Origin of the sequence: Anaeromonas frigoriresistens (assembly GCF_016820655.1) — a bacterium.
GTDB lineage: Bacteria > Bacillota > Clostridia > Tissierellales > SIT17 > Anaeromonas > Anaeromonas frigoriresistens.
This window is the reverse complement of the sequence record NZ_WSFT01000036.1, coordinates 140,821-158,531: the sequence shown is the minus strand read 5'-3', so window position 1 is coordinate 158,531 and position 17,711 is coordinate 140,821. Positions and strand designations below refer to the sequence as shown.

The 17,711-nt window shown below is 28.4% G+C and carries 20 protein-coding genes; 4 read left to right on the top strand and 16 right to left on the bottom strand.

What is annotated here, in order from left to right:
- Positions 1-22: 22 nt before the first annotated feature.
- On the bottom strand, positions 23-622 hold the full coding sequence (locus GOQ27_RS09265) for an SIR2 family NAD-dependent protein deacylase (protein ID WP_203366571.1): 600 nt from the start codon (positions 620-622) through the stop codon (positions 23-25).
- Positions 623-818: 196 nt separating this feature from the next.
- Here GOQ27_RS09265 and GOQ27_RS09260 point away from each other — a divergent pair, with 196 nt between their 5' ends.
- Positions 819-2,291: a GGDEF domain-containing protein gene (locus GOQ27_RS09260; protein WP_203366570.1), complete on the top strand. Its 1,473-nt coding sequence runs from the start codon at positions 819-821 to the stop codon at positions 2,289-2,291.
- Between the two features lie 8 nt (positions 2,292-2,299).
- Here GOQ27_RS09260 and GOQ27_RS09255 read toward each other — a convergent pair whose 3' ends face one another.
- Positions 2,300-3,478 carry a cation:proton antiporter gene (locus tag GOQ27_RS09255; protein ID WP_203366569.1) on the bottom strand — a complete coding sequence of 393 codons (1,179 nt, stop codon included), beginning with the start codon at positions 3,476-3,478 and terminating at the stop codon, positions 2,300-2,302.
- 167 nt (positions 3,479-3,645) lie between these two features.
- Positions 3,646-4,182, bottom strand: coding sequence for a hypothetical protein (locus tag GOQ27_RS09250; RefSeq protein WP_203366568.1), 537 nt, complete (start codon positions 4,180-4,182; stop codon positions 3,646-3,648).
- A gap of 83 nt (positions 4,183-4,265) precedes the next feature.
- On the opposite strand from GOQ27_RS09250, the gene GOQ27_RS09245 reads away from it, so the two are divergent.
- Positions 4,266-4,430, top strand: coding sequence for a hypothetical protein (locus GOQ27_RS09245; protein WP_203366567.1), 165 nt, complete (start codon positions 4,266-4,268; stop codon positions 4,428-4,430).
- Between the two features lie 119 nt (positions 4,431-4,549).
- Here the strand turns inward: GOQ27_RS09245 and GOQ27_RS09240 are convergent, their stop codons facing one another.
- From GOQ27_RS09240 to menA, 5 genes are all read right to left on the bottom strand, one after another.
- Complete coding sequence (locus GOQ27_RS09240; RefSeq protein WP_203366566.1) at positions 4,550-5,257, bottom strand: M48 family metallopeptidase; 708 nt, start codon at positions 5,255-5,257, stop codon at positions 4,550-4,552.
- An 11-nt stretch (positions 5,258-5,268) separates the two neighbouring features.
- Positions 5,269-5,517 (bottom strand): DUF2651 family protein, encoded by a 249-nt coding sequence (locus GOQ27_RS09235; protein WP_203366565.1) that lies wholly within the window; start codon positions 5,515-5,517, stop codon positions 5,269-5,271.
- A 26-nt stretch (positions 5,518-5,543) separates the two neighbouring features.
- Positions 5,544-6,155 carry a LysE/ArgO family amino acid transporter gene (locus GOQ27_RS09230; RefSeq protein ID WP_203366564.1) on the bottom strand — a complete coding sequence of 204 codons (612 nt, stop codon included), beginning with the start codon at positions 6,153-6,155 and terminating at the stop codon, positions 5,544-5,546.
- Positions 6,156-6,226: 71 nt separating this feature from the next.
- Positions 6,227-6,430, bottom strand: a complete 204-nt coding sequence (locus GOQ27_RS09225; protein WP_203366563.1) for a hypothetical protein — start codon at positions 6,428-6,430, stop codon at positions 6,227-6,229.
- A gap of 87 nt (positions 6,431-6,517) precedes the next feature.
- On the bottom strand, positions 6,518-7,477 hold the full coding sequence (menA, locus tag GOQ27_RS09220) for a 1,4-dihydroxy-2-naphthoate polyprenyltransferase (protein ID WP_203366562.1): 960 nt from the start codon (positions 7,475-7,477) through the stop codon (positions 6,518-6,520).
- A gap of 147 nt (positions 7,478-7,624) precedes the next feature.
- Between menA and GOQ27_RS09215 the strand changes: the two genes are divergently transcribed.
- Positions 7,625-8,509 carry a patatin-like phospholipase family protein gene (locus tag GOQ27_RS09215; RefSeq protein ID WP_203366561.1) on the top strand — a complete coding sequence of 295 codons (885 nt, stop codon included), beginning with the start codon at positions 7,625-7,627 and terminating at the stop codon, positions 8,507-8,509.
- A gap of 159 nt (positions 8,510-8,668) precedes the next feature.
- Positions 8,669-9,202, top strand: coding sequence for a GNAT family N-acetyltransferase (locus GOQ27_RS09210; RefSeq protein WP_203366560.1), 534 nt, complete (start codon positions 8,669-8,671; stop codon positions 9,200-9,202).
- 31 nt (positions 9,203-9,233) lie between these two features.
- Here the strand turns inward: GOQ27_RS09210 and GOQ27_RS09205 are convergent, their stop codons facing one another.
- The 8 genes from GOQ27_RS09205 to GOQ27_RS09170 form a co-directional block, all read right to left on the bottom strand.
- Entirely contained in the window at positions 9,234-9,614 is a 381-nt protein-coding gene (locus tag GOQ27_RS09205) for a RidA family protein (RefSeq protein ID WP_203366559.1), read from the bottom strand.
- A gap of 30 nt (positions 9,615-9,644) precedes the next feature.
- On the bottom strand, positions 9,645-10,934 hold the full coding sequence (locus tag GOQ27_RS09200; protein ID WP_203366558.1) for an L-cysteine desulfidase family protein: 1,290 nt from the start codon (positions 10,932-10,934) through the stop codon (positions 9,645-9,647).
- Between the two features lie 160 nt (positions 10,935-11,094).
- Positions 11,095-12,864 carry a sigma-54-dependent Fis family transcriptional regulator gene (locus GOQ27_RS09195; protein ID WP_252187790.1) on the bottom strand — a complete coding sequence of 590 codons (1,770 nt, stop codon included), beginning with the start codon at positions 12,862-12,864 and terminating at the stop codon, positions 11,095-11,097.
- A 79-nt stretch (positions 12,865-12,943) separates the two neighbouring features.
- Positions 12,944-13,546 carry a TetR/AcrR family transcriptional regulator gene (locus GOQ27_RS09190; protein WP_203366557.1) on the bottom strand — a complete coding sequence of 201 codons (603 nt, stop codon included), beginning with the start codon at positions 13,544-13,546 and terminating at the stop codon, positions 12,944-12,946.
- Between the two features lie 17 nt (positions 13,547-13,563).
- The gene (locus GOQ27_RS09185) at positions 13,564-14,289 is read right to left on the bottom strand and encodes an ABC transporter permease (RefSeq protein ID WP_203366556.1); all 726 of its coding nucleotides are present in this window, start codon (positions 14,287-14,289) and stop codon (positions 13,564-13,566) included.
- Between the two features lies 1 nt (position 14,290).
- The gene (locus GOQ27_RS09180; protein ID WP_203366555.1) at positions 14,291-15,019 is read right to left on the bottom strand and encodes an ABC transporter permease; all 729 of its coding nucleotides are present in this window, start codon (positions 15,017-15,019) and stop codon (positions 14,291-14,293) included.
- Positions 15,012-15,863 carry an ABC transporter ATP-binding protein gene (locus GOQ27_RS09175; RefSeq protein WP_203366554.1) on the bottom strand — a complete coding sequence of 284 codons (852 nt, stop codon included), beginning with the start codon at positions 15,861-15,863 and terminating at the stop codon, positions 15,012-15,014. Before GOQ27_RS09175 ends, GOQ27_RS09180 begins: the two co-directional genes overlap by 8 nt.
- 150 nt (positions 15,864-16,013) lie before the next feature.
- Entirely contained in the window at positions 16,014-17,711 is a 1,698-nt protein-coding gene (locus tag GOQ27_RS09170; RefSeq protein WP_203366553.1) for a M3 family oligoendopeptidase, read from the bottom strand.

The window sequence follows — 17,711 nt, the reverse complement described above, 5'->3', positions numbered from 1 at the left end:
TTATTATCCAATATTTTTTATATTACAATTTCTTTTCTAGATATTTTCTTACTTCAGTTTCAGCCAATTCATTAATTATATCTATAGGGATTTGTTTTGACTTTGCAACTGATACTAAATAATTCACAGTTGATGTATAAAAACTAGTTCCTATCACCAAGACTCTATTACTAGATAGTACCAAGTCTATAGCCTTATCATAGTCTCTTATACTATCTCCATATAGAACTACATTAGTATCTAATACTTCGTTGCATTTCTCACATACTATTTCCTTGAATATTTGATTAAATTGATACTTTATATTACATTTTCTACAATAAACAAAATCTAAATTCCCATGAACTTCTAATACATTTTTACTCCCTGCTTTTCCATGAAGACCATCAATGTTCATAGTAATTATAGGAATATTATATTCAGCTAATGCTTTATGTCCATCATTAGGTTTAGCTATATCGATAGCCTTCTTCATTTCTGTCAATGCTTGATAAAATTTTTTTGGACTTTTATTGAAATATTCTCTACTTAATTTGTCTCTTAAATCCCCCTTTTCAATAAAAGTTGGTATATTGCTAGCCTTAGATATACCAGCTCCTGTTATAGCTATTAATCTATACACCTTTTATCACCTCTTACTATAATTATACCAAAAGTATGACATACATAAGTCATACTTGTTTAACTAAAATTAATATCTCAATGAAAAATAGTTTTTTTCAATAGGAAATTAGTCGCTATTTATATTTTATTTACGATACAAACACTTCTACCTTTGATATAATAGTAACAGAGTTATTTGATTCGGAGGGATCTAATTGATTGATAGTTTTTTTACTAATATAGTATCAATAGTTTCGTTTTTATTCTTTTCATCTATAATAGATTTCAAGTTCGAAAGTAAAAATACCATTGGAAGTTGTAAAAAATCAATTTATTTAGGGATTATTTATGGCTTATTAGGTATTGTACTTATGCATTTTTCAATACCTTTAGTTAATAATTCCATAATGGACTTGAGGCATTTAGCCATCCTAATACCTGCAATATATATAGGGTCAACATCTGCTTTTATATCTACCATCATAATATCATTAGGTAGATTGTTACTATTTGGATTTACTACAACATCTTTTATCTCATCTATATTTATGATTGTATTAGGATTAGTAGCAATACTAATTTCTAAATCTAAAACAAATACTTTTATCAAAATAAATTATATGAATATAACATCTTTATTGATTATCTTTGTACCCCTTTCTATAAACGTCAATAATTGGGAAGTAGTATTTAATATATATCCCCTTCAGTTTTTTATCTCTATTATTGCTGGCCTATTAATACATTTGACAGCCGACTATATCTATAAATATATCGATAACTTAAAGGAAGTAAAATTTAAGTCTTCTCAGTTAAATAGTTTAATAAAAAATCTAAATTCAGGAATTGTCTTTGAAGATATCAATAGAAAGCTAATCTTAGTAAATCAAAAGTTTCTAAATATATTTGAATTAGATATAAATCCAGAAGACTTAATAGGTACTGAGTCTATTGTATTTGCAAGAAGTACTAATAATAAACTAAAAAAAGATTATTATATAAATGATATAAATACATTGGTTGAGAATAAAAAAATAATCCTTAATGAAGAATTACATTTAAATAATGGAAAAATACTAGAAAGGGATTTCATACCTATCTTTATTGATGATGAATATATGGGTCAATTTTGGAATCTTAGGGATGTTACTAATAAAAAATTAATAGAAAAAAAGTTAAAAGAATTATCTAGAATAGATGGACTTACAGGAATCCCTAACAGAAGAACTTTTGATGTAACTTTAGAAAGAGAATGGAATAGATCTTTAAGAATGTCATCTTCATTATCACTTATTATGTTAGATATAGATAACTTCAAATTATATAATGATACATATGGTCATCTAGCCGGTGATGAATGTTTAAAAAAAGTTGCTAAAACATTATCTTCTGCTATAAGAAGACCAGGAGATTTAGCAGCTAGATATGGTGGTGAAGAATTTGCTATAATTTTACCTTCTACTGATAAAAACGGAGCTATGCATATTGCCGAGGAAATTAGATTGAGAATATCTGATCTTAAAATTCCTCATAGTTCTTCACAGGTATCGGAATATGTTACTATCAGTATAGGTGTGACTACTATGAAAAATCGTAGTACAAGCACTCCAAAGGAATTAATTAATAGAGCAGATAAAGCCTTATACATGTCTAAAGACCAAGGGAAAAACAAAGTAAGTTATTATTAATAACTTACTTAATTAAATTTGATATACTCCTTTGGAATTATACAAATACCTTTTTTATCACATAAATAATCTATTATTTTAAAAGAAATAGTACTAAAAAAAGATGTGGATAATATTAATATGATTGAAAAAGTATTAAAATCAATCCCACTCATAGAAAGCATTCCAGCAATGAGTAATGAGAATTCCCCTCTAGATACAATTACTAACCCCATAAACAAACCTTTCTTTGCAGGGCATTGTAGTAATTTAGATATAATATAAGAAGATATTAATTTACCTACTATAGCCAATATAATTGAAATTAAAACTATACTAGTATTTAATCCTAGATTATTAAGTTGAAACTCCATTCCAAAAAAGAAAAAAAAGAAACTACCAAATATATCTCTAAATGTTAAAGTGAGCTTTTTTACCTCTTCCTTATTTTTGGTTCTAGAAAAAGCCATTCCCAAGAAGAATGCTCCCAAGGCCTCTGAAACTCCTAGTTTCATTCCTATAGTAGCTACTATAAGTACTATCGCTAAGAAAGTAAGTAATCTCATCTCTTTTGAATCTACATCTAAAAGTTTTTCTAAAAAACGAGAATATTTATATCCAACAATTATCAAGATAGCACAAAATACTAAAGCTATTAATATGTTGAAACCTAAACTCAACAGTTCTATTTCTCCTTGAAATCCTATTAGAGAACTTACAAAAACTAAAAAGAAAACCATTACTAGATCTTCAATTATCATTATTCCCATTATTAATTCTCCTTCTGGGTCATCTATTGCCTCTAATTGAATTAACGTTTTAGTAATGATCCCAGAGCTACTCATATAAATAAGTCCAGCTACGGCAATTGTTAAAATTAAATCTAGTCCCATTAACTTCCCAATAACTAATCCTATACTAAAATTTATAATAAAGTCTATTATTCCTGCTGTACCAAAATATTTCTTGTTATTTATCAGCTTATCAAAAGAAAATTTAAATCCAAAATAAAATAACAAAAATATAACTCCTAAATCAGCAAAGACTTCAATTATCTCTTTGTTTTTCACCAACCCCAAACCAAATGGGCCTAAAATAATACCTGCAACTATATAAAAAGGAGGATAAAAACTATTCAATTTCTTTGATATTCTTCCTACAATAGCTATCCCTAAAAAAGCTATTGCAACTTGTATAAATGCCTCCATATACTTTCTCCCTTCTTTATTTTATTAGATTAAACAAAATCTGAGCCCATTTAAGCTCAGATTCAATTCTTTTATAGAATATTGTGATATATCTTTTTTATTATTATACTTTCACGAATTACATTGATACATTTTATATACCCTTAAATATGAAAATTAATTAACTACTATTGAATACTTTTAATGATTTGATCTAAGTAGTTATAGTCTACTGTACCATCCAATATTTCAAAGTAATGATGCTCTCGTTCATTACTATATTTAGTAATTTTATCTTTTTTATTATATTCTTCTATAAATATCTCAACTATTACTTCTATATACTGATTATCCATTATCCTTATACTTATACCCTCATAGTTAGCCTCATTTTTCAGATTAATATTATACTCAGGATAACCATGATCTATCTTATCTCCATACTTTTCTCTACTAACTTGTTTTAAATTAAAATTATTAAAATAACCTCTAACTTCATCTACCTTTTTGATATTTGAAGTATCTCCCCTTACGTCTTTTATATCCCCTGTATGTTTGTAAGCCCAAAGCCTGTCAAAGGTATCTTCCTTCAAATGTTTATCAGCAAGATAGTCTATTCTATTATTCCCGGTAGGAATTTTTTCTATTATTTCATAGGATGATATAAATTGAATGATTATAAGAATTAAAAATAAACCAACAAAAATCATGGATTTCTTTTTCACATAGATTCCCTCCAAATCTATTTCACTATTCTTATGATATAATTGAAGCAATACTATATCTTTATTATAAAGGAATGATATAAATGAAAAAATCTAGTTTTAGCTTCACTGCATTAGGTATTATAATCGGTACAGGATTAGGTATATTAGTTAGCCTATTAATTAACATTAATATATCTTGGTTCTTAATGGGAACGTCCATAGGACTTATAATAGGTGCCATTGTAGATGGACATAAAAAACCTTAAATATTCTTTTCGTTACTTATTATAGAGGCAGACTAAAAAACCTTATTTACATATTTATCTATTTCTATAAATAAGGTTAATTTTCCTTTAATAAAAATTAAAAACCTCCTAGGAGGTTTTTATAACATAATTGTTGCACTATATTTTTTTAGCCATTCTCTTTTTTCTTTATAATTAGGCATTATATCTCCTACTAAATTCCAAAATTTTTTAGAATGATTCATATGTATTAGGTGACACATTTCATGAACTACAATATACTCAATTACTGATATAGGAGCCATAGATAATCTCCAATTAAAATTAAGATTTTTTTTAGAACTGCAACTTCCCCATATTCTCTTCTGTTCTTTAATTTTTATCTTATTGGGAACTACATTAAAGTATTTTTCATAATATTTAATCTTCTCCAATATTATCTCTTCCGTTCTTTCCCTATACCATTGTTCCATAGCATCATTCATAATATATTCTTCTCTAATAGAAGTATGGATATAAAATTTATCATTAAGATTCTTTACCTTTGACTTTGCAAGGGATTTATCAATGATTATTTCGAGAGGATATTCTTCTCCTAAATACATAAATTTTTCTCCATTTATATATTCTTTCTTTCTTAACATATGCTCAATATCTTTGAATTCACTTGTTTTTTTAGCTATCCATTCAGATTTAGACTTAACCCATTGTATTATCTGTTCTTCTGATAACCTTCTTGGAGCTTTTACTTTGATAATACCCGGAGGTTTTATGGATATTTCCATGGTTTTCCTTTTAGAATATATTATCTCGAATGCAATAGTATAGTTTTTATATTGATATTCCATAGAATTCTATCCTATTTTCCTTTATTCTTATTTTCTTTATTCATTATAAAAAGAGTTGATACACTTACTATCAGTGATAATGCTGTATATATTATTACCCAAATCAAAAAAGTGTCATTAAATATTGTATATGTTAATACTAAAAATGTTATAAAAGTAATTATTGGTAATATAAAAAATTTCTTCGTAATTAGTGTTGCTATCATTGATAAAAATATTATTATTGCTGGAAATATCATCAGCACTAATATAAACTCCATACTATTCCTCCTATAATATTTTTTGACTAGATTATTTTTACAAAACTATATCCAAGTTTTAATCCATAATAAATGATTACGCTTCCACAGACTATGTTTATCCACCTTATCACTTTATAATTAAAACTTTTTCTAAATATTGATACTACAGTCGTAAGCCCTATAAACCAAGATAATGATGCTACTGCTACTCCTATTATGAATATCACTGATGCACTTTCCGGTAAGGATGCTCTAAAGCCTCCCAATAACAATGTTCCATCTATTATAGCTTGAGGATTTATCCAAGTCACCATAAAACAAGCTATAATCACTTGATATAATGTCTTGTTAACATCTACCTTGTTCTCCATATTTGGCTTACTCCTAATGAGTCCTACTCCTATATAAGTAACCATTACAGACCCTAACAACAATACTATCATTCTTAATAATTCATATTTCACCATTAATGCTCCCATTCCAAAGAAACTAGCCAGAGCTAAAGTAATATCAAAAAAACTAGTTATAAAAGCCACTTGATAAGCCTTTATCTTACCTCTAGATATTGCTGTATTTATTACATAAATATTTTGCATACCTATAGGTGCTACATAGGCTAGTCCTAATGCAAATCCTTCCATAAAGTATTTAATCAATTTTTCTCCCCCAATTCTATTTGATATTCTAATTATAACAAAAGTAAAAGATCAAGGATATCCTTGATCTTTTACTTAAATATTTTCTTTAAGGTTTTAAATATATCAAAGCTCGTTTTATTGTACACTTTATTATAAACAGCTTTATTAGGATTTCTTATCCAGCCAGTTCCTTTAGGCATCTTTAGTCCTCTTCTATGGACTATTTGTCTTTTTAAACTAGTTCTTGATGAGATCCTCTTCTTCAGACTAGGTTTTCTAAAGCCTATTTTCATTATACTCCCCCCCGTATATCACTATATTTATTATAAATGAATTATACCCCATAATTAATAACTTATTATTACCCTTTTAGAAAATACTCAAGCAAAGATAACCGTTAATATGTAGCCAATTATTATGCAAAATATATTAATAATATTAACCAATACAAAATTTTTGACTGCAATTATAAATGTATCTTTTTTAGTTTGTTTTTGAAAAAATTTATCTATGTTTTTCTTTACTGGAACAAAAGTAATTAATACCAATAAAGATACTAAAGGTAATCTCCTCAAAAGAACCAATACAATTATGTCCATATATAATATATAGTATAAGTATTTGAACAAGTTTAAAGCTTTTTCTTTACCAATATATATAGGTAAAGTATATCTTTTATTATGTATATCATCATCTATATCACAGATATTGTTTGCTAACATTATATTAGCTATTCCTACTACCGCCGGTAATGATACTAAAAATATATTTACTATATCAACCATATTAAAAGAAATATGAATACTAGATCCTTGTAATAATATTGTAGCTACACCTTTATCATATATATGAATATATATAGAAATAAAAGATATAATAAACCCCATAAAAATCCCAGAAAAAATTTCCCCTAAAGGCATTCTTGATATTGGTATAGGCCCAAAGGAGTATAAAACCCCTACTAGAAAAGATAAAACTCCTAAGAATAAAATTACTAGATTAGTATTTAAGAATAATACTATACCAAATGATATGGCTATAGTTATCAATACTCCTATAGTTATTTGTACCGTACTTTCTTTAAGCCTATAGTTAACTATTGCATTATGGGTCTCATATCCAAAGCCATGTTTTTTTATAGCTTTTTTATAATCAATATAATTATTTATAGCAGTAGTAGCCATATCAAAAGATAACAAGGAAATAAATAACAATATAAAATTTTTATAATCAAAAGTGTTGTACCTATATAAAGCATAGGTTGTTCCTAATAAGAAAGGAATCTGACTTGCAACTTTAGTTTGAATTTCTACAAGTTTTAAAAAACTTATTATATTCATAGAATTCGTCCCCCTTTTCATAGAATATTATAGCATGAATTTAGCTTCAAAATATAGTTTGATTATTTCTTTGTAAATTAGGTAATTAATGTATTAAGACATGTAATAGAAATGTAAGAGATAATATATTAAGTTAGGGTGATTTATTTGAGAAAAAGAAAAGCTTATGAAAGTAATGACTTAAGCGCCCTGGTAGTAGAAGGAGGCGCTATGAGGGGAATATTTGCCGCCGGAGTATTAGATACTTTTATATCTCAAGGATTTAATCCTTTTAGTTTATGCATAGGAGTGTCTGCTGGAGCAACTAACCTCTCAGGTTACCTTGCTCACATGAAAGGACGAAATATGACTGTCATAACTAAATACTCTACTAAGCCAGAGTTTATAAATCTAACACGTTTTCTTCAAGGAGGGGATCTATTAGATTTAGATTGGCTATGGGATATTTCTTTAAAAGAATTAGATATTAACATCGATAAAATAATGGAATTCCAAGGAAAATATCTCATAGGGGTTACTAATATAGAAACAGGCAAGGCCGAATATATTGAACCTAGAAAAGATAATATTAATGATGTATTAAAGGCTTCTAGTGCATTACCTTTGGTATATAGAAAATATATAAAAATAGATAATAAAAAATATGCAGATGGAGGGATTGCAGATCCAATACCAGTTATAGAAGCCTACAATCGTGGAGCAAAAAATATAATGGTAATTCGTTCAAGACCAGTAGATTATAGCATGGCTATAAGTAAATCATATCCTTTATGTAAATTATTATTAAGAAATTACCCAGAGCTTGTTAGGTCTATAAAAGTACGAGCTAATGTTTATCAAAAATCTTTAGATTTTATGAGAAACCCACCAAAAGAAGTAAATGTGTTAGAGATAAATCCACCAAATGATTTTGAAACCACAAGGCTAACTACAGATAGTAAAACTTTAATTAAAGATTATGAAAAAGGTGTAAAATATGGGAAAGAAGCTATTGAAAAATGGCACAAACTCTATAGCCATATTTCGATATAACTAGTCGAAAATTGTTAGAAAATTTATTATATTAAATATTTAATTTAATATATTGTTATTTCAGAAATAATATTGTATAATCTTTTTAAGACTCTTAGATTTGTATTTAAATTAAAATTTAGGAGCTCTAAAATTTATTATAATATGACGAGGTGAATAATGATAACTTTAAAATTTATTAACAATCTATTTGATATTTTACCCTTTAAGGATACCATGTGGGAGCTTTTATGCTTGTGTGATAAAGATTTTTATCCTCCACTATCCACTAGAGAAAATAACCCCTTAGGGCCTACAAAATATTTCGAAGGATTATTTACAGATAAATCAAATTTTATACTAGCCTTTTCAAAAGATAAACTAGTAGGTTTTTCAATTTTTTATCACAACTATTATGAAGACCTAATTGCTCAATATACACCATGTAATTATGTTAAAATAGCATGTGTTCACCCAGAACACAGAGGTCAAAAAATAGCTTCTAGGTTTAATAGATTTATAGAAGAACAATTACCTTTTGAGTTGGTTTTACCCTTTATCGTTAGAAGAACTTGGTCTTCCAATTTCCCTCAAATGAGATTACTTCAAAACTACGGATATACTCTCTTCCATATGTTTGAAAATGACCGTGGCGATGGAATTAGTACAGTATTCTTCTCCAAATGTATTCAGCCTATGGAAGCAATAAGTTAACCCTGACCTTAAGTCAGGGTTATTTTGATATTTATACTATTGCTATTGCTTCTATCTCTACATTTGCATCTTTAGGAAGTCTTGCTACTTCTACGCAACTTCTTGCTGGTTTATGGGTGTTAAAAAACTCTCCATACACTTCATTTATATCTCCAAATTGGTTCATGTCTTTTATAAATACTGTTACCTTCACTACATCTTCTAATGTAGCTCCAGCCTCTGCTAAAACTGCTTTTAAATTACTCAAAGATTGTCTTGCTTCTGATTTTATATCCTTTGTTATTAATTCACCAGTCTCAGGATCCATTGGTAATTGTCCTGATGTAAATACCATATTACCTGCTTTTATACCTTGGGAATAAGGTCCTATAGCAGCTGGTGCCTTCGTTGTTGATATTATGTTTTTTTCCATATTAATTCCTCCTTTATTTTTAAGATAAAGCTATGCCATATTCTTCATTATATCTAATATAACTCTATCTGTTTTAACCATTCCTTCTGTACTAATCCATGCTAAGTTCTTAATAGTTTCTTCAGCAGTTTCTGCTATGATACCATTTTTCTCAAAGGTTATAGTATTATTGATGGCTAAAAGAGCTGATTGAATAGCAACAGATGCTGATGTAGAGACCTTTAATGCACAACTACCTTTAGCTCCATCACATATCATTCCACTTATATTAGCTATCATATTCTTAATAGCTCCATCTACCTGTTTATAATCTCCCCCCATTATCCATGTTATAGCTGCACTTGCTCCAGTAGCAGCAGCTACACCACATCCACATAGTGCTGAGAGTCTTCCAATATAGCTTTTTATATAGCAATTTATTATATGACTTATAGCTAATCCCTTTATAAGCTTCTCTTCATTTTGTGGAAATTTATTATTATAGGCAACTATAGGAAGTATTGCTGTAAGTCCATTATTTCCACTTCCATTTGAACTCATTACTGGCATATTAATCCCAGACATTCTAGCATCAGCTCCAGCCGCTGTAAGCATCATCGCATTATTCAATAGGTCATCAGATAATATTCCTTTGTTTATCCATTGCTTCATATCATAGCCTACTCCAATCCCTAGTTTTTTCTTTAGTCCAGCAGCAGCTATTTTTTCATTCATATAAATTCCATCCAATAAAAAGTCTAACCGTTTAGCATCTAAATCTTCTATTGATTTTATAATATCCTTTATTCTTTGTTTTTGTAAATAGCTAAAATCTTTTCCAGTGGTATTTTCTAACTTATTTTCTTTTTTATATAGAATATCTCTTCCCTTTTCAATGTATACTATTTCATTATGCTTGTCTTCTATTATAAGTTTAGTTTGATGACTTTCTGACTTGATATTAACTTCTATATATATCTTTTTATCTGTATCTTTTATAGAAACTTTAAACTTATCTTTATCCATTAATCTATGAGCCTTATCCACATGTCCCTTATTAACATCTCCAAGGATTTGTAGTCCTTTATCTCCATTACCTATAACTATGCCTAATGCTCCTGCTATATCTAACCCAACTTCTTCTGTATTCGGGACCCCTACACCTAAACCATTTTTATATATATTAGGGCTAACTAATATCTCTATCATATTTATTTCTTTATTATTATGAATTTCTTTAGTCTTACCGCAGGCATATGCTACTGCTACAGGTTCAGTACATCCCATCGCAGGTATAACTTCATCTTTCAAAATATCAATAATCATATTTTCTAATTTCATACAATCACCCTAATTATAGTATTTAATTTCTTATTAATATTTATTGCAACATTCATGCCATAACTATTTATGCGGATTCAAGTCATGTTAATCTCAATATGAGACTAAAACCCTAAAAAATAAGTCTCATATTGAGATTTTTATCTCAACTTGAGACTTTCTATATACCATAAGTTTTTATTTTTCTATACATAGTTGCTCTACTTATACCTAACTCATTGGCAGCTTGTTTAATTCCATCACTATCTCTACCGAATTTAATCAAAGCTTTATTAATCTCTGCTTTCTCTAAATCTTTTAGGGGAATAATGTTATTATTTTCTAGTTTGTTAGTATAGGTGGTTGATTCTTTAAGTTTTCTAGGAAGGTTAGTCAACTCTATAGTATCTGATGCACACATATTCACTGCATATTCTACTACATTTTCAAGCTCTCTTACATTTCCTGGCCAGTTATACCCTTTAAAAAGATTAATTACCGACTTATCTATCTTTTTTATATTACGATTTAGTTTATAATTAAATTTCTGAAGAAAATCATTTGATAGTATTTCTATATCATCTATTCTTTCTCTTAAGGGAGGAAGATTTATTGGAATAACATTTAATCTATAAAACAGATCTTCTCTAAACTCCTTATCCTGAACCTTCTCTTCTAATATTTTATTTGATGCAGTAATAACTCTTACATCCACAGGAATGATACTGCTTCCTCCTACTCTTTCTATAACATTTTCTTGAAGAACTCTTAATAGCTTTGTTTGTAAGTTCAAGGGCATATCTCCTATCTCATCTAAAAAGATAGTTCCTTTATGAGCCAGTTCAAATTTCCCCAATTTACCACCCTTTTTTGCTCCTGTAAATGCTCCCTCTTCGTATCCAAATAATTCACTCTCAATTAAATTCTCCGGAATTGCCGTACAGTTTATAGCTATAAAAGGTTTATCTCGTCTATCACTTAGATAGTGTATTGAACGAGCAAATAATTCCTTTCCAGTTCCACTTTCCCCTTGAATCAACACAGTAGAATTTCCCTTAGATATATTGCGTGCATATTCTTTTACCTTTTCAATTTCAATACTATTTCCAATTATGTCATCAAAAGTTGTTACCATATGAGTAGTGGATAAATCATTAAACACCTTCAGTATTTCCTTCATTTTATTAAAAGTAAATATATAACCAGTAACCTCTCCTTCAATAACTATAGGCTTCACATTATAAAATGCTCTATACTTCTTACCATTATTTATATATTGAAACTCTTTATTGTGAATTTGACATTTTCTTTTTTTCATATGCACTATTGGAATATCTTGTATTATTACATCTATAAAATCATTTTCATCTATATTAAACATTTCTTTAGCTATTGAATTATATCTCTTTATTTTACCTCTATCGTCTGTAGATACTACTCCAGTGTCCATTGAATTTAGTAATATCTCCAATTCTTCAGCCATAAGTATAATTTCTTCTTTCTTTCTATTTTCCTTTACCTTTGAAGATATCAAATCTGCCATTCTATTTAAAAACTCCAATAGATTATCTTTATTATTCTTAATTATATTTTTCTGTTCCTTATTAAAAGCTATTAATCCTATAATGCCTTCTATTTTATCATCAACTTTTATAGGACAACATACCTGAGCCCATTCTTTACAGTTACATCTATTTTCACAACTAGTACAAGCTTCATGATATCTGGGGTTTTCTATAATAAAACTTTCTCCCTTTTCTAAAGCATAAGCAAAGAGACAATTTTCATTTAATTTTTCTCCAATATTATCTACATATCTTCCTGTTCCGGCTATTCTATTTAGACTCTTGTCTACTATTGTGATGTCAACATTAATTACACTAACTATAGCATTTGATACTCTCACTAGAGTTTCATAAATCATATTAAGTTCATTTCCCTTTTCTATCATTCTATCTCCCTCCGTCCACTATATAATTCAATTATACTATAACATAAATAAATAGTTCATCACCTAGGTGATGAACTATTTATTTAGCTAAACCATTCTTTAAAAACTTAATTAAATTTTCCAAAGCTGGTTCAAAATCTTCTATTTTATCTATAGACGTTAATTCGTATATATTAGCGAATAAGTGAATTATTAAATTACTTACAAAATTTCTAGATAAGTCGTTTCTTATTTCTCCTCTATCATAAGCTCGGTTTATAAGAACTACCATATAATCTTGTCTTTCTCCTGCAACGTCATTCATTACTTTTTTATTAATATCGCTATCTCTATTACTCATTAAAGTTTGAGAAAAACTTGCTATATAAGGATTTTCTTTGGCAAATTTCATCCCCACTATAGTATACACTTTCAATAATTCAAATAAGTCTTTCTCATAAGCTTCTTTAGGGATATTATATTCAAAAAACTTGATCTTTCTATCAACTAACATATTTATAAGGTATATATACAAACTCTCTTTATTTTTAAAATGATAATAGAATGTCCCTTTACTTATTCCAACTTCTTTTAAAATATTATTTAGAGAAGCATTCCTATATCCCTTTTCTCCAAATTCTTTCATAGCAGTATTTATTAGTTCTTCTTTTCTTTCAAAACTTTTTTCTTTATCTTCACTCAAGCTATTTCACCTCTATATTAATCTTGTTGAGTCTTTCTTACGAATATATTATAAACTAATATATTTAATATAATAACATATACTAGACCAATTAGATAATATTGACTATAACTTAATTGTAATAATTCTTCACCTCGAATTAGACTACTTATAGCTTTAGCTGGCCAAAATCCAGGAGCAAAAGAAAAAAAGAACTCTTTTTTATCTATAAAGAACAGAGCTATTATTGGGAATGCTAATATAGTTCCGGAGCCTTTCACTACTGCAAACCCTTCTATTTTATTAGATGAAATAGAATTTATAAGTAATCCTGTCATAGGAGCAGCTAAAGAGGCTAAAAATGCTAAGGATATAATATTAATCATAGATATATCTCCTACATCAGAAAACCACATAACAAATACCGTACCTAAAAAACATAACACAAAGGCCATTGCTATTCTAAAGGATAAGAATTGATTGATCCCTAAAGGTGTTACTTTAATAGAACTAAGGATATTATCATCTCTATCATCTAGTATAGAAAATCCTATTAAGGCCCCATAAATATGAGGAGTGAATAACGTTAATATTACTAAGATCAAATCTGCATACCTTTCAATACTAAACCCACTGTTCTCAGCTATAATAGGTAAAGCATATCGCCCTATTAGTCCCAAAATTATAGGGTAGAATAAAAGAAATTTCATAATTGAATCTCTAATCCATTTTTTAAATTCACTTACTATAAAATTTTTAAACATATTAAACCCCACTTTCTTTTATAGCAAATTCATCGAACTTTTTAGATACCACTATATATATTAATATAGATGCTAATACAAGATATGCTATTGAAAAATATATTTTCCATTTTTCAACTCCCCCACCACTAGATCCTTCTAATAAAATCATTGATGCTTTAGTGGGTAATATATATAATACTTTATTAAATACTTCACTTTTTATAAATCCTAAATCTTGTAACGATACCGGAATCATTAATACAAAGATATACTTCATCATCCCAATTAATAAATTAGTAAAGTCCTTTGAATAATAAGTTAATATAAACCCAATCAAGGAGTGGAAAAATGCAATTAATATAATTGATAATGTAAACCAAAGTATGTTTATGTCTACCTCTTTAAATATTCTAGCATAACCATAAAGTAAAAAGAATGTTATTAAGTTTGATACTATATTACTAAAGGTTTTAGCCATAATATATTCTGTTTTACTTATAGGAGATACTAACAAGGTTTTGATAACACCTTCTTGTTTTTCAAAAAACATCGTTACTCCTATCATTAACATCGACATTGAGATAGCCTCAAAATATACTAATAATGGAAATAAAGAAGTTACATCATCTATTTTGGTAAAATACATTACTCCTATCCATAACAGAGAAACTACTAAACTTGCACCTAGAATATTATACTTCTTCATTCGTTGAATCTCTCCAATTAATAGTGGTTTAAAATTAGTCATGTTTTACCACCCCTGTTACCTTAATAAATATATCATCAAGAGTAGTTTCCTTACTATGAATTGTAATTATTTTTTTAGTCTTCACTATATTGATAAACTCATCATTTCCCCCTAAATTATCTAAATCAAAAGAGTCTTTTACTACTTCTTTATCATCATACTCTATTTCTACTCTTCTTTGCCCATGCTTTAACTTAAGATTTTTAGGGGTATCAATCTCAGCTATTTTACCATTAGCCATGAAAGCAACCCTATCACATAATTCATCCACATCATTCATTAAATGGGATGTCAAAAGAACAGTTCCCCCATCTTGCTTAAATTCCTTGATTATATTTTTTATAATTCTAGCATTCTTGGGATCAAGCCCATTAGTAGGTTCATCTAAAAATAATATCTTTGGATTATTTATTAATGCTCTTACAAAATTAAGTCTTGTTTTCATACCTTTAGAAAATTCATTAACTTTTTTATCTTTATCTTCATATAGTCCAACTCTTTTTAATAATTCATCAGTATCCGCTTGTGATTTATATAATTTCTTAAAAAAACTCAAATTTTCTTCTGCAGTAAGTTTAGAAAAGTGAACTGGCATCTCAAACCCTACTCCTATTTCTTGATAAAACTCTTTATTATATTCTTTTAATCTCTTTTCTTTATAAGTTACCTCTCCAGTATAATCCTTTAATAATTTAGTCAGTATCTTCTGAGTAGTACTTTTACCTACACCACTAGGACCTAGCAGACCAAATATTTCCCCTTCTTTTATCTCAAAACTGATTCCTTTTATTGTATTTTCCTTATTCTTAGGATACTTAAATGTTAGATCATTAACTTTAAACATTATTAAACCCCCTCATAGACTATTCAGTCTAGACCATGCGGTCTATGACTTAATTTAATTATACTCTTAATACAAAATATATGTCAATAGCTTTTTTTACATAAAAGTAGCGGTCTACTACTCACCTAAGCAATAGACCGCAATCTTTTTTTATAGTTTATTATCCTCTACAGTATTTAGCCACTCTTCAATTGGCCCAGTAATCTTAGCTATACTTCCATCCTCAAAGGGGTTATCAAGTTCAGCTAACTCAACTAATTCCAAGAATGATCTACTTCCTCCTGCTTGACATAATTTTAAATAACTACTCCATGCTTCTTCTTTATTCTCTCTTGATTTAACCCAGTATTGGAAAGCACATACCTGAGCTAATGTATAGTCAATATAATAAAAAGGATTTCCAAAGATGTGTCCTTGTCTAAACCAGTATCCTCCCCTTTCTAAGAAATCATTATCTTCATAGTCTCTATTAGGAAGGTACTTCTTTTCAATTTCTCTCCACTTTAATTTTCTTTCTTCCGGTGTTGCTGTTGGATTTTCATAAACAAAATGTTGGAATTCATCAACTGTTACACCATATGGTATAAACAATAAAGCTCCACTTAGATGAGAAAATTTGTATTTCTCTACATCTTCTTTAAAGAAAGACTCCATCCATGGCCATGCAAAAAACTCCATACTCATTGAGTGTATTTCACAAGCCTCTAATGTAGGCCATACATACTCTGGTAACTCATAATTTCTACTTGAATATACTTGAAAGGCATGACCAGCTTCATGAGTAAGCACATCCACATCATCAGAAGTACCATTAAAATTGGAGAATATAAATGGTGATTTGTAATCAGCTATGAATGTACAATAACCTCCTCCAGCTTTACCCTTTTTAGCCATTAAATCTAATAATTCTTTCTGCACCATATAATTAAAGAATTCATCAGTTTCTGGAGATAATTCCTTATACATTTTTTTGCCATTTTCTATCATCCAATCATGATCACCCTTTGGAGTAGCATTTCCTGTAAGGAATTCTAAAGATTCGTCATAGTATTTAAGATCATCCAATCCTAATCTATTTAATTGTCTTTCTTTTAATTTGTTAGCAATAGGAACGATGTCTTCTAATACTTGTTTTCTATAATTGGCTACCATTTCAGCATTATAATCACTTCGAGTAAGTCTATCATAACCTAATTGAATAAAATTCTCATATCTTAATTTTTTAGCTATTTTATGACGAACTTTCACCATTTCATCATAAATTTGGTCAAACTTTTCTTCATTTTCTTCAAAGAATTTATTGAAAGCTTCTTGAGCCTTTTTTCTAGTTTCTCTATCTTTAGATTGCATAAAAGGTCCCATTTGAGATAGATTTCTTTCTTCCCCTTCAAATTCTATCTTAGCTGATGCTCTAAGTTTAGTATACTGACTAGATAATTTGTTTTCTTTCTTTAAGTCTTCAATTATTTCTGGTGCAAAGGTCTTTAATTGTAAATCAGCTATACTAAATATTTGTTTTCCCCACTTTTTCTCTAATTCCCCTCTAAACTTAGACTCAGTAAGGGCCTTATAGAACTTACTTACTAGTCCTTGATATGTAGGTGTAGCATCATCCATAAAGTCCTTCTCTTTATCATAAAACTCATCATTAGTATCAATAGTATGCCTAATAAGGACTAAATTCTCCATTGTCTCAAATGTATTTCTTAAATTATTAATTTCCTTCATAATGCTATTTTGAGTCTCACTACAATCTGCACTATTGAACTTCTCGATTAATTCATTAAAGCCTTTTTCTAAACTTTCCATATTGGGTCTTTCATATTTGTAATCACTAAATTTTAACAT

Excerpts from the sequence above, each read along its gene's own strand:
- GOQ27_RS09235 (WP_203366565.1), bottom strand. The coding sequence starts at position 5,517 with ATGGAGTTTATATTAGTGCTGATGATATTTCCAGCAATAATAATATTT.
- GOQ27_RS09180 (WP_203366555.1), bottom strand. The coding sequence starts at position 15,019 with ATGACTAATTTTAAACCACTATTAATTGGAGAGATTCAACGAATGAAG.
- GOQ27_RS09255 (WP_203366569.1), bottom strand. The coding sequence starts at position 3,478 with ATGGAGGCATTTATACAAGTTGCAATAGCTTTTTTAGGGATAGCTATT.
- GOQ27_RS09195 (WP_252187790.1), bottom strand. The coding sequence starts at position 12,864 with ATGATAGAAAAGGGAAATGAACTTAATATGATTTATGAAACTCTAGTG.
- GOQ27_RS09175 (WP_203366554.1), bottom strand. The coding sequence starts at position 15,863 with ATGTTTAAAGTTAATGATCTAACATTTAAGTATCCTAAGAATAAGGAA.
- GOQ27_RS09225 (WP_203366563.1), bottom strand. The coding sequence starts at position 6,430 with ATGAAAATAGGCTTTAGAAAACCTAGTCTGAAGAAGAGGATCTCATCA.
- GOQ27_RS09185 (WP_203366556.1), bottom strand. The coding sequence starts at position 14,289 with ATGTTTAAAAATTTTATAGTAAGTGAATTTAAAAAATGGATTAGAGAT.
- menA (WP_203366562.1), bottom strand. The coding sequence starts at position 7,477 with ATGAATATAATAAGTTTTTTAAAACTTGTAGAAATTCAAACTAAAGTT.
- GOQ27_RS09170 (WP_203366553.1), bottom strand. The coding sequence starts at position 17,711 with ATGTTAAAATTTAGTGATTACAAATATGAAAGACCCAATATGGAAAGT.
- GOQ27_RS09240 (WP_203366566.1), bottom strand. The coding sequence starts at position 5,257 with ATGGAATATCAATATAAAAACTATACTATTGCATTCGAGATAATATAT.
- GOQ27_RS09200 (WP_203366558.1), bottom strand. The coding sequence starts at position 10,934 with ATGAAATTAGAAAATATGATTATTGATATTTTGAAAGATGAAGTTATA.
- GOQ27_RS09245 (WP_203366567.1), top strand. The coding sequence starts at position 4,266 with ATGAAAAAATCTAGTTTTAGCTTCACTGCATTAGGTATTATAATCGGT.
- GOQ27_RS09205 (WP_203366559.1), bottom strand. The coding sequence starts at position 9,614 with ATGGAAAAAAACATAATATCAACAACGAAGGCACCAGCTGCTATAGGA.
- GOQ27_RS09210 (WP_203366560.1), top strand. The coding sequence starts at position 8,669 with ATGATAACTTTAAAATTTATTAACAATCTATTTGATATTTTACCCTTT.